Here is a 13697-nt window from a genome sequence, read left to right on the forward strand (position 1 = left end):
AGCATGAATTATCACCAATATTATCCTGTTGATGTGGTTAATGGCCCTGGAACTCGCTGCACACTGTTTGTGGCGGGGTGCGTCCACCAGTGTCGCGGTTGTTATAACCAAAGCACATGGCGAGTAGATTCTGGCGTACCATTCACTCAAGAAATGGAAGACCAAATCATCCAAGATTTGCAAGATACCCGTATCCGCCGGCAAGGACTCACCCTCTCTGGCGGAGACCCTCTACACCCAGCTAATTTGCCAGCGGTGCTCAAGTTAGTGAAGCGAGTGAAAGCGGTCTGCCCGGATAAGGACATCTGGGTATGGACTGGCTATAAGCTAGCTGAATTGACGCTCGAACAACAAAAGGTTGTCAGCTTGGTCAATACCTTGATTGACGGCAAGTTTGAGCAAGATTTACATGACCCACGCTTAATTTGGCGCGGCAGTGCAAATCAGGTGATCCATAATCTCAGATAAATTAGTCGATATAGCGTTATTCCTCTACTAAAGATAAATCTCATCCGAACATTTTCGCTATAACTGGAGTAGTTTCATGCCCTATGATCTTCAAACAAGACTTGTTATTGGTGTTGCTTCAAGTGCAATGTTCAACTTGCAAGAAGCTGATGAGGTATTCCGCACTAAAGGCGAAGAGGAATATCGAAAGTATCAATCTAAAAATATAGATAATCCTCTAGAAAAAGGGGTATCTTTTTCGTTTATTAAACGATTGCTTTCTCTAAACAATTTAAGTCAAAACCCTGAAACAGATCCGCTCATTGAAGTTGTATTACTTTCACGAAATGACCCTGACACAGGTCTTAGGGTTATGAAATCTATTGAACATTATAACCTGCCTATTTCTAGAGCTATTTTTATGCAGGGTAAATCACCTTACGAATACATTCCTGCACTCAATATTTCATTATTTTTATCAGGTAACTCCGAAGATGTTAAAGAGGCAATTCGTTTAAAGTATCCCGCAGGATATGTTATGCAATCAGCTATTGTTGATGAAGCTAATGATAACGATCTTAGAATAGCATTCGACTTTGATGGTGTTCTGGCTGATGATGAATCTGAAACGGTAATGCACGAAACGAAGGATTTACGTAAATTTCATCAACATGAAATCCTTAATGTCTTGCAACCACATAATCCAGGCCCCCTTAAAGAGTTCCTAGTAAAAATATCTGCAATACAACAGATTGAAACGCAAAAAAAACTAACAGATCCTAACTATAAAAACCGCATCAGAGTCTCAATAGTAACAGCTCGAAATGCACCTTCTCATGAAAGGGCTATTAATACTTTAAAACAATGGGGTGTTATAACAAATGATGCATTTTTTCTAGGCGGTGTAGATAAGGGATTAGTTTTAGGTGTTCTTAAACCGCATATTTTCTTTGATGATCAATCTGGTCACCTAAATTCCACAAGTTCAGTAGCGCCATCAGTTCATATACCTTTTGGTATAAAAAATACTGAGCAATAAGAAAAACTGAGCTGATGGTACGATTAAATATTTAAATTTTAATCATTTTTTATGTTCAGATTTCCAATGCAATTTAGTGCCAAACCCCAACTTATTGTCCACCATTTTTACCTTCGCTAAATGAAGCTGCCACACAGGTAGCTTCGCCGAGAGGGCCACGGGGAATCGTCGGCAATAGGCATTTCGCGCTTGCTGCTCAGCCTCCCCCTCAAGTTTTTCAATTTCACCAATAAATTGAACCCCTTGTATCGCATTTACCGTTTTGGTTTGTGTAGAGATTGTGCCCGCCACTTGGGCGTTAGCCACCATCAGCTGACCATGTGTAGAGTTGGGATCCGTCATGAGGATCAACGACATACTTTTCGCATCAAATGCATAATAACAACTGGCAGGCCAGATATCATTGAGGTGGTGAGTGAATAGGGAAAAAACGTGTTGGCGGGAAATATAGCGCTGGATGTGTTTTAAGGTTTGTTCAGGCGTCATAGCGGTTTCCATATAAACCCGTTCAGAACAAGCTCTTGGAGATGACTCCGTGAGCTCGTTAAAACAGTTCTGAACGTAGGCGTAAAATTCGCTATTACTATACTCTAACTAGCTGAAATATTAAGCTAAATATTTTTAGGCTTATATGCCAACTAAATTCGAGTATTTACTCTAAATAATTCGAGTTGTAGCTAGGCGGCAAGTGAACGAGGCGCTAGGAGCATACATAAGTATGTGACTAGTGCGAATGAACGCGGCCAACAACGCTACGGCTCGAAGTATGACGAGTAAATTTATTTATAGATAGCCGCAGTACCACTCATTGAATTCTCACCACTTGCAGAAATCACGCGGAAAGAAGTTGCGCCAGCTTCATCAGCTTTTTTGGCCAATTGTGCGGTCAGGTCATTGACGCTAACTGCACCAGTCACTGAGACATAACCCGCAGCTGGTTGGCTAGAATGTTGAACTTCGTCAGCAGCCATTGAACCAAATGATACAGCACCTAAAGCTAAAGCAGCAGCAAATAATGTTGATTTTTTCATCGTATATTCCTTTTTGTAAACTTGTTGTAAACTGGATTTTTAATCGGGGTTTTTACTGTCCCCCTGTGATATGGATCATATTATGCGCTTTAACTTGGAATGAAAATTAGCATATTTTGCTATAGTTATTCAAATAAATTGAATGACAACCTATGTTGAGGTTACAGCTTTGTGACAACTTTATTGCATTTTTTATTTATATATTAATGTGTTATAAATAACTTCCTTAACGAATATATTCGTCTTTAACTCATTGTTTTTAACTGGTAAAGCAGCACAAAATGACAAATATCACCTCAGAAAAAAGCGAGTTAAAGCAAAATAGCTGGTATCTCTATCTAGTGAGAGAGAAAAATAACGCACTTTATTGCGGGATCACGACGGATGTACAGCGCCGGTTTGAGCAACACAAAGCGGGAACAGGGGCAAAAGCATTGAAAGGGAAAATGCCACTAACATTAGCATTTTCATGTTTGATTGGTTCACGTTCAGCGGCATCCCAACTGGAATATAAGGTTAAGCAACTGAGTAAAAAGACAAAAGAAAGGCTGGTCATTGACCAGCCTAGCGATTTGACGGCTTATTTAACTCAAGCTAAATTGTCAAAATGTGAAGAATAGACCACATCACCTTGTTGCTCGCCTATCCCACCATTTTCTAACCCACAAATTAAAAAGTGAGCTTGTTGTTCTGGCCACTGGCAATGAATGTTATGTTTAGACGCTGGTACAAACCCAAAGCGCGAGTAATATTGCTCATCCCCCAGCACAACCACTGCGCCATAACCAAATTCATTCAGGCTATCTAACCCCTCATAAACCAGTTTCTCTGCAATGCCTTGCCCTTGGTGGGCTTTATTAACGGCTAAAGGTGCTAACCCCACCCATTGTACGTCTTCGCCATTTAGGTCAACAGGAGTGAAACCCACATAACCTATCACTTCACCATTATCATTGGTGGCGACAACTCCCAATGTCAGTAAACCGTCTTCACGTAGGTGTTGAACAAGGTTAGCTTCAGCTTCCGTTGGGAAGGTTTCTCGCAGTAGCCTATCAATGCCCATGGCATCAACAGGGATCTCTACCCGAATTAGCATGAGGTCAACGCAGGGGCTTTATGCTCTGCGTCCTCGCTATCTTGTACCGTTTTAATCACTTCAGCTAATTGCAATAATGCGAAACGCAAGGGGGCTGGCATATTTTCGAGCTCAAACGCATCCATCAAGTTTTTCACATATAACCCTAACTCGGTATCCCCTTCAATCACCAAACGGCGTTGGAAAAATAATGTATCAGGGTCTTCTTTCCGTGCTGCAATCAACACCAAATCATTGGCATTGCCGCTAACACTGACATCGGCATCTGCCTGTTGCTTAACCGCTAACTGACCATTTTGTAGGCTGATAAACCACACCAGTGCTAAATCACGAACTTCCACTTTAAGCCATTTATCTTCGAGAAAATCAAGCTCCCCTTCTTTTACTGACTCACGAAACTGCCAACTTAACAGTTGTTCAAGCACCTGACGCTGCACAGCAAATGGGGTCACTTTTAAAGGCAATTTCAAAAGTGAAGGGCCTTTTGTGATGAGTTGAGAACGAATTTTACCTAACACAATATTGACTCCCGTATTCATTGTCTGCCCGTTTTCGTGTAACTACTTAATCAGAGTAGCAGCTCGAAGTAATTAGGGTAACATGTTGTCTATACACATAATTTAAAAAAATTATAACAATCAATAATAACAATGGTTGATATTATTGATGTGTTATTTGGGTTATGATAAGTATCTTGCCAAAAAATCGGGTTACTGGTCTGATCCTATATCAATTTTTACCCATCTCGCCAATATTTATTTTTTATCTGCCTGTTTTGCTATTTGCGTAACGAATACAAACATCCATTAACAATTTCTCTGCTCTAAATCAAAATCTATAACAGTTCCCTTGACTAAAATAGCGGCTGTCAAAATTTATACAGGGATAGGTCAATGGAATTACTCTGCCCAGCAGGAAACTTACCTGCTTTAAAAGCTGCTGTGGATAATGGCGCTGATGCGGTGTATATCGGGCTAAAAAATGATACTAACGCACGCCATTTTGCAGGTTTGAATTTTACACAAAAAAAACTGCATGAAGCAGAGCGTTATATTCACAGCCGCAATCGTAAATTGCATATCGCCATCAATACATTTGCTCACCCGGATGGCTACAAACGATGGCAAGATTCGGTAGATCTTGCCGCTGACCTTGGTGCCGATGCCCTTATTATCGCCGATATCGCGATGTTAGAGTACGCTGCCACTAAATACCCGCATATTGAAAGACATGTTTCCGTGCAAGCCTCTGCAACCAATACTGAGGCAATCCGCTTTTATCAGCGCAACTTTGATGTCCACCGTGTCGTACTGCCTCGCGTACTTTCGATTCATCAAGTTAAGCAATTGGCGAAAAATAGCCCTGTCCCCCTCGAGGTATTTGCTTTTGGTAGCCTGTGTATTATGGCTGAAGGGCGCTGTTATTTATCCTCTTACCTGACGGGAGAGTCCCCAAATACCGTTGGCGCCTGTTCTCCTGCCCGCTTTGTGCGTTGGCAACAAACTGCCAATGGTATGGAATCACGTCTCAATGATGTACTTATCGACCGCTATAAAGCCGATGAAAACGCAGGTTACCCAACATTGTGTAAAGGCCGCTATTTAGTAGACGAGCAGAAATACCATGTTCTTGAAGAGCCCACCAGCCTCAATACGATTGAATTATTACCTGAGCTAATGGCAGCAAATATTGCCTCCGTGAAAATTGAAGGTCGCCAACGTAGCCCTGCTTATGTTTCTGAAGTCGCACGTATCTGGCGCCAAGCCATTGACCGTTATAAATCCAACCCTGATAACTTTGTCACCGATCCTAAATGGATGAAAGCACTTGGAAAGCTTTCTGAAGGAAGCCAAACCACATTAGGTGCTTATCATCGCAAATGGCAATAATTAAAAGGTAAAACTATCATGCAGTACTCTTTAGGATCAGTGCTTTATTACTGGCCAAAACAGACGTTAAACGATTTTTATCAACTCGCGATGCAAAGTGAAGCCGATATTATCTATCTTGGGGAAACGGTATGCAGCAAGCGCCGTGAAATGAAGCCCAATGATTGGATAGAGCTTGCCCAGCAATTAGCCAAAAGTGGTAAGCAAATCGTCTTGAGCTCCCTTGCGCTACTGCAAGCGCCTTCAGAGCTAAAAGAAATCACCAAATTGGTGGATAACGGCGAGTTTTTACTTGAAGCGCACGATTTTGGCGTCATCAACATGTTGGTGGATAAAAAGCTACCATTTGTGGCTGGACACGGCCTCAACTGTTACAACGCCCAAGCATTGAATATTCTACTGCGACAAGGTATGACTCGTTGGTGCATGCCTGTTGAACTCTCCCGTGATTGGTTGGTGAACTTGCTCAGTCAATGTGAAGAAATTGGAATTCGCCATAAATTCGAAGTGGAAGTTATGAGTTACGGCCATCTCCCCCTTGCTTATTCAGCGCGCTGCTTTACTGCACGTTCAGAAAATAAGCAAAAAGATGATTGCGAAACCTGCTGCATTAATTACCCTCAAGGACGTAAGGTGCTTTCCCAAGAGCAACAGCAAGTGTTTACCTTAAATGGTATCCAAACGCTCAGTGGTGATTGTTATAACCTCGGGAATGAGTTGGCATCGATGAAAGGTTTAGTGGATATTGTGCGCATTTCCCCTGAAAGCGTTGAGTCCTTAGATGTGCTTGCTCAGTTTAAAGCCAATGAAGATGGCATGATGCCATTGCGTATTGAAAACCAAAGCTGTAACGGCTATTGGCGGCAGATAGCGGGCTTGTCGATGGTGTCTTAGTTAAATTTTATTCACTCGCATACAAAAAGTAATGCACTTGCATTGTGCAATGCATTTGCATTACACTCATTGTAGAATGAAATGCGATGAGACAAATAAAATGATTGATTTAAACCTGACGTCGGTATCGCTGCGAGCCAAATCCCGCCTGACCGAGCGCAGCCAAACAACGATCCCCGCCGCTATACGTGATGCTCTACACTTAAAACCCGGTGAAACCATTGAATATTCACTACTTGCAGACGGTAATGTCATTATGTCCCGCCAAACTGAGCCACAAGACGACCCTGTTGTCTCTCAATTTTTGACATTCCTTGAGAAAGACATGAGAGAAAACCCACGACATATCTACCCTGCCCCTGTAGCATTATGGAATAAGATCAATGAACTGACCGCTAATATAGATATTGATTTAGATGCGCCACTGACTGACGAGTAACATGAGGTAACAGGGAAATGTTAGAAATTAATGGATGGAAAATTTTTTTTCACGCCTGTTTTTTAGAGCAGCTAGTGGCATTAGTCAGCACAGTTCAATCCTTAAAAATCGCCGATCCAGCAGGCTATAAAAAGAAAGTACCAACCAAATTATTGGCGGCAATAAATAAAGTCATCGAAGAACGTATTGCCGTTAACCCACTCGATCCTATGTTTTACCAAGGAAATACGTTGGGGACAGAACATAAACATTGGTTTCGAGCTAAATTCTTACAGCAATTTCGCTTATTCTTCCGTTGTAGTGAGAAAAATAAAACTATCATCATTGGCTGGGTGAATGACTTCAGCACATTACGTGCTTATGACTCAAAGAATGATGCCTACAAAGTTTTTTCCGCCATGCTTAAAGCAGGGGTTCCCCCCGATGACTGGGAAACATTAAGCAAAGAGGCTCAAATGGTGTCTCAAACCATCGAGCCTCACATTATGGCAGACTTATTTTCGAATAAGTAGAAACCTAGCGGTGGTGCCGACGCCAACGGTTAAACATATGGGTTAAATGACGCAGCTCTCCATCGCGCAACATACCAATAAAGACCCCAATGACGGTGTAAATCACGCCTAGCGTCAACATCATCACGATATCCATTAATACATCGCTAAATGGTAGGCCCATTTGGTTAAGGCCCGCCATGGCATTCGTTGCCCACGTGGATGGCAGTGCAGAAGCAATCATTCGTACCCAATCTGGCATCGCTTGCAACGGCCAAATGGTGCCTGACATATAAAACACTGGCGTGGTAATAAACGCCAATGTTAAATAAATCATTTCCACACTGCGTAGGCATTCCGTGACCAACTTGCCAAGGCCAAGTACGGCTAACAGGAATGGGAAAGTGAACAGCCAAATCACATACAGTGGCGCTTCTTGTCGGTACCCCAACACCCATGGCCAAAGGGCAAAAAATACCGTCGATAAAAATAACCAAATCGGGATCAACGCCGATAACGCGCCTAAATAAACAGCTAACGGCGGTTTTCCTTTAGGCGTAGAGCGAACAGCGATACTCACCCGTACACAGGCAATTAACAGGGAGTGCTGTAATAACATGACCAACAAGCCAGGGAAAACAATCGCCGCAAAGCTAACACCAGGGTTATATAAGGGCTCTGTTTCACTACGCACAGGGGTGATAATCACCTTCGCTTGCTCTTGGCTATAACCCGCTTTAGTTAATAACTGCGTGTTATACGCATTGAGCAATGTTTGGTATGCCTTAGAAAGTTCTTGCTGAATTTGCCCACTCGCCAAGCGGTTTGTCGCATCCCCGTACACAGGTACGGTAATGTTTTTACCGCTCAATAAATGCTGTTGAAAATCCGTTGGAATGATAATTATCGCAAAGAGTTTTCGTGCAATCATGTCTTGGCGAGCTTGTGCAAGATTGTCATAACCGTGCAACTGCACTTTTGGTGTTGCGTCTAAATCGCGGATCAGCTCGCGGCTCGCCGTGCTGTGATCCATATCAATCACTGCAACAGGCAAGTCCCATAACACAGGCCTCGCATACACCAAACTCATCACACACAGCGATACCAACAGAAGCAACCACATGGGTTTTTCTAACATCCCAAGTAACACTTTACGGAAGGTCGCAAAATACACAGTAATCATGCGGCGCCTCCTTGGGTTTCCAACCGTTTCACTAAGCGCTTACGCACTAAAAAAGCGGTAACAACAGGGTAAATCAGTAAAAATAAACAAACCTCGACTATCCGCCCAAACGATATTTCCCGTAAGAAGATATCGAACATCGCATTAAGCGTATGGGTTAGTGGCTCGATATTCGAAATAATCTGTGCCGGCAAAATCATCGCTAATTCAGGCACGGCCATCCCTGAGAACGCTAACGCGATACTAACTAGCATCCCAATTAAACTGTACGCCATGATGGCGCTCGAGGTAAAACTAAAGAGCAATAGCCCAACACTTTGCGCCGCTATTACATAAAAGAAACCAACCACAATCATGTACAACGGGTTCCCGATGACTTTGGCGTCAAAAATCGTGACTAATGCAGCCAATTCAATGGCTAATAACGTACTAAAAAATAAGGTATAAGGTGCCATTTTGCCTAACAAAGCGGTGGCAAAAGGTTTGACACTCTGTAAAGTCGTACCACGTGACATGGTGTAGATTGTCGCCGTGACCACAAACAGCTGGAGCATATGAATTGTGGCGGCAAACTGTTGATAATAAATATAACTGCCGCTTGGGTTGAACAGGCTGTCATAGGAAAGTGTCACTTGCGCTAACGGTGGCAAGGCTTTTCCCATCGATTTTGCCATTTCTTGGCGGTATTTCGCATTTAGCTCCGCCACCAGCCCACTAAAGTCTTGAATGGCGTAACTACCAGACGCGTAAAATAACGCATTGTAATACATCCGTAATTCAGGCTGACGTCCACGCAGGACATCCTCTTCAAAATTATGCGGAATATACAATAGTGCGTAGTCTTTTGAACTTCCTAACCTTTTAAGTGAGGTACTGAGGTTATCGTCCACTGTTTTTACATCAGCGTGAGGGCCCGCATTCAGGTCGCGAATAATTTGTCGAGACACTGGGCTGTGATTATCATCCACCACTGAAACAGGCAGATCCATCAAGGTTCCCTCAGAAAAGTTAGCGCTAACTAACGTAAACAACATCAGCGGGAACAACCAGCTCAACCAGTGAAAAACAGGGCTACGGATAGCCATTTGGGTTTCGCGGCTAAAAGCATGTTCAAATCCGTGCCAAGCGAACTTTAATTTCATGGCAACACCTTTACTTATCCCAGTGCCATAACACGCTCATACCGGGTCTTAACCCATCGATTGGCTCAACAGGATACAAACGAATTTCAAAGGTTTTTAAGTCAAAATCCCCTGTTGCACGCGTCGCTCGCTTCGTTGCATAGTCACCTTTTGGCGCGATATAGCGAATTTCTGCTTCAACCATTTTGTTCCCTAAAGCAGGAATATCGAGCTGAACTTTATCGCCTTTTTTCACCCCAACTAAAATATCTTCGCGCAGGTTATAAATAAAATACGCTTGTGGCAGGCGGATCAGTGATACCAGCGGGCTACCTGCGTTGAATAACTCACCAATTTCTGCGGGGATTGGACCAACTTCACCATCAACAGGGGCTTTAACCTGTAAATCATCGATTTGCACTTGGATCTCAGCCAATTTTTGCTCTGCTTGCTGCAAAGCCGCCTCATATTGATGGCGCTGCTCAATACGATCGCCGTGCTGCCCTTCATCTAAACGAGCTTTTGCCCCCTGGACTTGCGAGAAAGCAACATCTTTAGCTTTACGTGCATTATCCAGCTCATTTGCTGAAACATAGCCTTTGCTTTTTAAATTACTTAAGCGCGCGTATTCACGGGATGCATTTTGGTATTGTGAATCGGCTTGAGCTAACGATGCTTGCAAATCACGAATGGTTTCTGCACGTGTGCCATTTAAGGATTGATCGAGTTGTGCTTTGGCTTGGTCTCTTGCTGCTTTAGAGGCTTCGTACTGCGCTTGCAGTTCCGGACTTTCAAGGGTTAACAACAATTGCCCCTGTTTAACATCATCCCCACGCTCCACATGCCGCTCCATCACGCGGCCTTTGGCTTTTGAAGTGACAATGACTTCAGGCGCATCCACTTCTCCCTGCAACAATAAATATTGATTATGGGAATGAAATAAGGCCGCTGCTGCAATTAAGATAAGCATCAGCAAAATCAGTACTATTGTTCTTTTTTTCATTATTTATGCGAACCTTAAATAATAACGGGGGAAACTATTATCCCTAGAGTATGACAAGAAAATTAGGTATAGCGTTAATAAATTCGTGCGCAAGATCACGAAAAGGCAGGTCTTTGTCTAATATTGAATCGATTTTTTTCTTATGTCAAATAATGATGAATTGCCCTAATTCAAATGTCGATTACTTAACCAATGACTTACGGTATAATTACGAAGAAAATAAACATTAAAAATAGATAGCCAAAGTGAATAATTCCGCTCATACACAGCACTAAAAAGTCTGTCGTAAAATCGCCGAATTCTCCACTTACCACAATGCAAAATTTAACGAGCCATGCTCTAAATAGTTCGCATTGTGGGTAGGCAACCAGAGAGGGTATCTTGGGGAGCATACATAAGTATGTGACCCGAGTAACCGAACGCAGTCAACACCCCCACAATGTGAAATATGACGAGCATGTACGAATTTGACTTAATATTATTATTACTCCAACAAATGTGCGTCTACTTAGTTATCGCTTGGGCACTCAGCCGCACCCCGCTAGTCATTCCATTATTAAAGGTCACCATCCGCTTACCCCATAAAGTGATGTGTTACCTGATTTTCTCTGTCTTTTGTATTATCGGAACGTATTTTGGTCTGCATATCAATGATTCTATTGCTAATACACGCGCCATTGGTGCGGTATTAGGTGGACTACTTGGCGGCCCCGCCGTGGGGTTTGCTGTAGGCTTTACTGGCGGGATACACCGTTATTCATTAGGGGGTATGAGTGCATTTGCCTGTATGATTTCGACTATTGTGGAAGGACTTATTGGTGGGTTAGTTCATCGTTACTATATGAAACGCGGTGAAATTAATAAAATTTTTAACCCTGTTACTGCTAGCTGCGCCACTTTCGTGGCTGAACTGCTTCAGATGTTAATTATTCTATTATTGGCTCGCCCCTTCGATGAAGCAGTTGAGCTGGTAAGAAGCATTGTCGCGCCGATGTTAGTCGCAAATACCATTGGTGCTGCGATGTTTATTCGTATTTTACTCGACCGACGTGCGATAGTGGAAAAATACACCACCGCGTTTTCTGCACAAGCCCTTAAAATCGCCTTAACCACGGAGGGTATTTTACGCAAAGGCTTTAATGCAGATAACAGTATGAAGGTTGCCAAAATTATTTACCAAGAGCTCGAAATTGGTGCTGTTGCGATTACTGATCGAGAAAAAATACTCGCTTTTATTGGCATCGGTGCTGATCACCACCGCCCCGGAACACCTATCTCATCGAGTCAATCAAGGCAAGCCATTGATAATAATGAGGTTGTCTATGCCGATGGCAATGAAACACCGTATAAGTGCTCTCTTTGTCCAACCTGTAAACTCGGCTCTGCTCTCGTTATCCCCTTACGGGGGGAGAATGACCGCGTGATTGGTACCATAAAGCTCTATGAGGCTAAAAATAGCTTATTTAGCTCGATTAACCGTACATTAGGCGAAGGTATCGCAAGCTTATTTTCTGCGCAAATTCTAGCGGGTCAATATGAACGTAATAAACAGTCGCTACTGCAATCAGAAGTAAAACTGCTCCATGCCCAAGTTAACCCTCACTTTTTATTTAACGTACTCAATACGTTGCAAGCAGTGATCCGCAAAGACAGCCAACAAGCTGGGCAATTGGTTCAATACATTTCGACCTTTTTCCGTAATAACCTCAAGCGCCCAGAGCAAAGTGCCACTTTGGGTGAGGAAATTGAGCATATCAATGCCTATTTACAAATTGAAAAAGCCCGTTTTCAAGATAGCTTGCAAATCCATATTGAAATTCCAGAAGAAGCCAAACATGTCGAACTGCCCGCATTTACCTTGCAACCCCTTGTTGAGAATGCGATTAAACATGGCACCTCACAGTTATTAGAGACGGGATATATTACAATACGCAGCTATATCGGCAGTGAACATGTGTATATCGAGATAGAAGATAACGCGGGCTTATATAAACCTGCAAAACAGTGTGATGGCCTTGGGATGGGCTTGGTCGATAAACGCTTACGTTTAAAATATGGCGAACAATATGGCATTAGCGTAGAGCATGAGCCGGAAAAATTTACCCGAATGAAAATTCGCCTACCGTATTTGGCAGCACCCTAATAATGATAATGTAACCCTATGAATGTATTAATTGTTGATGATGAACCCCTTGCACGGGAAAACGTCCGTTGCTTACTCGAAGAACACGATGATATTGAAATTATCGGTGAATGCGCAAACGCCATTGAAGCGATAGGCATTATTCATAAAAAAAAGCCTGATGTGGTCTTTCTTGATATTCAAATGCCGCGCCTAACAGGCTTAGAAATGGTGCGCATGCTAGATCCCGAAGACCGCCCTTATATTGTATTTCTGACCGCTTTCAATGAATTCGCTATCCAAGCGTTTGAAGAACATGCGTTTGATTACCTGCTAAAACCCCTTGAACCTGAGCGGCTCGAAAAAACCTTGAACCGCTTACGCCAAGGCAAACAAAAACAAAACCTTGAGCTTTTAGGTAACAATGAGCCGCTAAAATTTATCCCGTGTACAGGCCATAGCCGTATTTACTTGATGAAGCTTGATGAAGTTTTGTATGTCACATCGCGTATGAGCGGTGTTTATGTGATGAGTACACAAGGGCAAGAAGGTTTTACTGAACTGACACTACGCACATTAGAGACGCGTACCCCGCTGGTGCGTTGCCACCGGCAATATTTGGTGAATATGACCCAACTGAATGAAATTTTGTTCGGTGATAGCGGCCAAGCCGAGTTGGTGCTCAGCTCAGGTGAGCACATTCCTGTTAGCCGCCGCTACCTAAAGCCGCTAAAAGAGGCGCTGGGGTTGGTTTAAAATCACAATATGGGAAACGATTCTCTACTATGCATAACAATTTGAAAACGCGACAATCAAATGCTTTATTAAAACTGATTATGGCTGCTAAAAATGACGTAGATAATAATCGTGTAATGACAGTAAGTGAAGCAAGGAGAAGGCTGCTTGAAAGAAGGATTAAACAAACTTAAATAAAAAAACCCG

Annotated in this window: 16 protein-coding genes; 9 read left to right on the plus strand and 7 right to left on the minus strand. The window is 42.8% G+C overall.

Annotated features, from left to right (window positions below; translation table 11 throughout):
• The first annotated feature begins 3 nt into the window (after positions 1-3).
• Positions 4-468: an anaerobic ribonucleoside-triphosphate reductase-activating protein gene (nrdG, locus tag AC4IFT_RS14375; protein ID WP_490751664.1), complete on the plus strand. Its 465-nt coding sequence runs from the start codon at positions 4-6 to the stop codon at positions 466-468.
• A 76-nt stretch (positions 469-544) separates the two neighbouring features.
• Entirely contained in the window at positions 545-1486 is a 942-nt protein-coding gene (locus tag AC4IFT_RS14380) for a 5'-nucleotidase (RefSeq protein WP_273803447.1), read from the plus strand.
• A 42-nt stretch (positions 1487-1528) separates the two neighbouring features.
• Here the strand turns inward: AC4IFT_RS14380 and AC4IFT_RS14385 are convergent, their stop codons facing one another.
• Positions 1529-1972, minus strand: coding sequence for a YhbP family protein (locus AC4IFT_RS14385; RefSeq protein ID WP_490751666.1), 444 nt, complete (start codon positions 1970-1972; stop codon positions 1529-1531).
• Between the two features lie 293 nt (positions 1973-2265).
• On the minus strand, positions 2266-2517 hold the full coding sequence (bhsA, locus tag AC4IFT_RS14390) for a multiple stress resistance protein BhsA (RefSeq protein WP_219244861.1): 252 nt from the start codon (positions 2515-2517) through the stop codon (positions 2266-2268).
• A 281-nt stretch (positions 2518-2798) separates the two neighbouring features.
• Between bhsA and AC4IFT_RS14395 the strand changes: the two genes are divergently transcribed.
• Entirely contained in the window at positions 2799-3137 is a 339-nt protein-coding gene (locus AC4IFT_RS14395) for a GIY-YIG nuclease family protein (protein ID WP_490735744.1), read from the plus strand.
• On the opposite strand, the gene AC4IFT_RS14400 is transcribed toward AC4IFT_RS14395, so the two are convergent.
• Both AC4IFT_RS14400 and ubiT read right to left on the minus strand, forming a co-directional pair.
• Positions 3107-3613: a GNAT family N-acetyltransferase gene (locus AC4IFT_RS14400; protein ID WP_490735742.1), complete on the minus strand. Its 507-nt coding sequence runs from the start codon at positions 3611-3613 to the stop codon at positions 3107-3109. The genes AC4IFT_RS14395 and AC4IFT_RS14400 overlap by 31 nt on opposite strands.
• Positions 3607-4131: a ubiquinone anaerobic biosynthesis accessory factor UbiT gene (ubiT, locus tag AC4IFT_RS14405; RefSeq protein ID WP_219249530.1), complete on the minus strand. Its 525-nt coding sequence runs from the start codon at positions 4129-4131 to the stop codon at positions 3607-3609. The genes AC4IFT_RS14400 and ubiT overlap by 7 nt, the downstream gene beginning before the upstream one ends.
• Positions 4132-4506: 375 nt before the next feature.
• Here ubiT and ubiU point away from each other — a divergent pair, with 375 nt between their 5' ends.
• The 4 genes from ubiU to AC4IFT_RS14425 all read left to right on the plus strand — a co-directional run bounded on the left by ubiU (position 4507) and on the right by AC4IFT_RS14425 (position 7347).
• Positions 4507-5502 (plus strand): ubiquinone anaerobic biosynthesis protein UbiU, encoded by a 996-nt coding sequence (gene ubiU / locus AC4IFT_RS14410; RefSeq protein ID WP_490735740.1) that lies wholly within the window; start codon positions 4507-4509, stop codon positions 5500-5502.
• Between the two features lie 18 nt (positions 5503-5520).
• Positions 5521-6396, plus strand: coding sequence for a U32 family peptidase (locus AC4IFT_RS14415; protein WP_490751668.1), 876 nt, complete (start codon positions 5521-5523; stop codon positions 6394-6396).
• Between the two features lie 100 nt (positions 6397-6496).
• A complete protein-coding gene (locus AC4IFT_RS14420; RefSeq protein WP_490751669.1) occupies positions 6497-6835 on the plus strand; it encodes a type II toxin-antitoxin system PrlF family antitoxin in 339 nt (112 codons plus the stop codon).
• Between the two features lie 17 nt (positions 6836-6852).
• Positions 6853-7347, plus strand: coding sequence for a type II toxin-antitoxin system YhaV family toxin (locus AC4IFT_RS14425; RefSeq protein WP_490751670.1), 495 nt, complete (start codon positions 6853-6855; stop codon positions 7345-7347).
• Between the two features lie 4 nt (positions 7348-7351).
• On the opposite strand, the gene AC4IFT_RS14430 is transcribed toward AC4IFT_RS14425, so the two are convergent.
• The 3 genes from AC4IFT_RS14430 to AC4IFT_RS14440 are packed head-to-tail and all read right to left on the minus strand — an operon-like array spanning position 7352 to position 10633.
• On the minus strand, positions 7352-8509 hold the full coding sequence (locus AC4IFT_RS14430; RefSeq protein ID WP_490751671.1) for an ABC transporter permease: 1158 nt from the start codon (positions 8507-8509) through the stop codon (positions 7352-7354).
• Positions 8506-9651 (minus strand): ABC transporter permease, encoded by a 1146-nt coding sequence (locus AC4IFT_RS14435; RefSeq protein ID WP_225820555.1) that lies wholly within the window; start codon positions 9649-9651, stop codon positions 8506-8508. The genes AC4IFT_RS14430 and AC4IFT_RS14435 overlap by 4 nt, the downstream gene beginning before the upstream one ends.
• Before the next feature lie 10 nt (positions 9652-9661).
• Positions 9662-10633 carry an HlyD family secretion protein gene (locus AC4IFT_RS14440; RefSeq protein WP_490751672.1) on the minus strand — a complete coding sequence of 324 codons (972 nt, stop codon included), beginning with the start codon at positions 10631-10633 and terminating at the stop codon, positions 9662-9664.
• 457 nt (positions 10634-11090) lie between these two features.
• Here AC4IFT_RS14440 and AC4IFT_RS14445 point away from each other — a divergent pair, with 457 nt between their 5' ends.
• Positions 11091-12776 carry a LytS/YhcK type 5TM receptor domain-containing protein gene (locus AC4IFT_RS14445; RefSeq protein WP_490751673.1) on the plus strand — a complete coding sequence of 562 codons (1686 nt, stop codon included), beginning with the start codon at positions 11091-11093 and terminating at the stop codon, positions 12774-12776.
• A gap of 18 nt (positions 12777-12794) precedes the next feature.
• On the plus strand, positions 12795-13511 hold the full coding sequence (btsR, locus tag AC4IFT_RS14450; RefSeq protein WP_490751675.1) for a two-component system response regulator BtsR: 717 nt from the start codon (positions 12795-12797) through the stop codon (positions 13509-13511).
• Positions 13512-13697: the final 186 nt, after the last annotated feature.

This window comes from Providencia sp. UF-183 (genome assembly GCF_058246155.1).

Coding starts and splice junctions, on each gene's coding strand:
- nrdG (WP_490751664.1), top strand. CDS start 4: ATGAATTATCACCAATATTATCCTGTTGATGTGGTTAATGGCCCTGGA.
- AC4IFT_RS14380 (WP_273803447.1), top strand. CDS start 545: ATGCCCTATGATCTTCAAACAAGACTTGTTATTGGTGTTGCTTCAAGT.
- AC4IFT_RS14385 (WP_490751666.1), bottom strand. CDS start 1,972: ATGACGCCTGAACAAACCTTAAAACACATCCAGCGCTATATTTCCCGC.
- bhsA (WP_219244861.1), bottom strand. CDS start 2,517: ATGAAAAAATCAACATTATTTGCTGCTGCTTTAGCTTTAGGTGCTGTA.
- AC4IFT_RS14395 (WP_490735744.1), top strand. CDS start 2,799: ATGACAAATATCACCTCAGAAAAAAGCGAGTTAAAGCAAAATAGCTGG.
- AC4IFT_RS14400 (WP_490735742.1), bottom strand. CDS start 3,613: ATGCTAATTCGGGTAGAGATCCCTGTTGATGCCATGGGCATTGATAGG.
- ubiU (WP_490735740.1), top strand. CDS start 4,507: ATGGAATTACTCTGCCCAGCAGGAAACTTACCTGCTTTAAAAGCTGCT.
- AC4IFT_RS14415 (WP_490751668.1), top strand. CDS start 5,521: ATGCAGTACTCTTTAGGATCAGTGCTTTATTACTGGCCAAAACAGACG.
- AC4IFT_RS14420 (WP_490751669.1), top strand. CDS start 6,497: ATGATTGATTTAAACCTGACGTCGGTATCGCTGCGAGCCAAATCCCGC.
- AC4IFT_RS14425 (WP_490751670.1), top strand. CDS start 6,853: ATGTTAGAAATTAATGGATGGAAAATTTTTTTTCACGCCTGTTTTTTA.
- AC4IFT_RS14430 (WP_490751671.1), bottom strand. CDS start 8,509: ATGATTACTGTGTATTTTGCGACCTTCCGTAAAGTGTTACTTGGGATG.
- AC4IFT_RS14435 (WP_225820555.1), bottom strand. CDS start 9,651: ATGAAATTAAAGTTCGCTTGGCACGGATTTGAACATGCTTTTAGCCGC.
- AC4IFT_RS14440 (WP_490751672.1), bottom strand. CDS start 10,633: ATGAAAAAAAGAACAATAGTACTGATTTTGCTGATGCTTATCTTAATT.
- AC4IFT_RS14445 (WP_490751673.1), top strand. CDS start 11,091: ATGTACGAATTTGACTTAATATTATTATTACTCCAACAAATGTGCGTC.
- btsR (WP_490751675.1), top strand. CDS start 12,795: ATGAATGTATTAATTGTTGATGATGAACCCCTTGCACGGGAAAACGTC.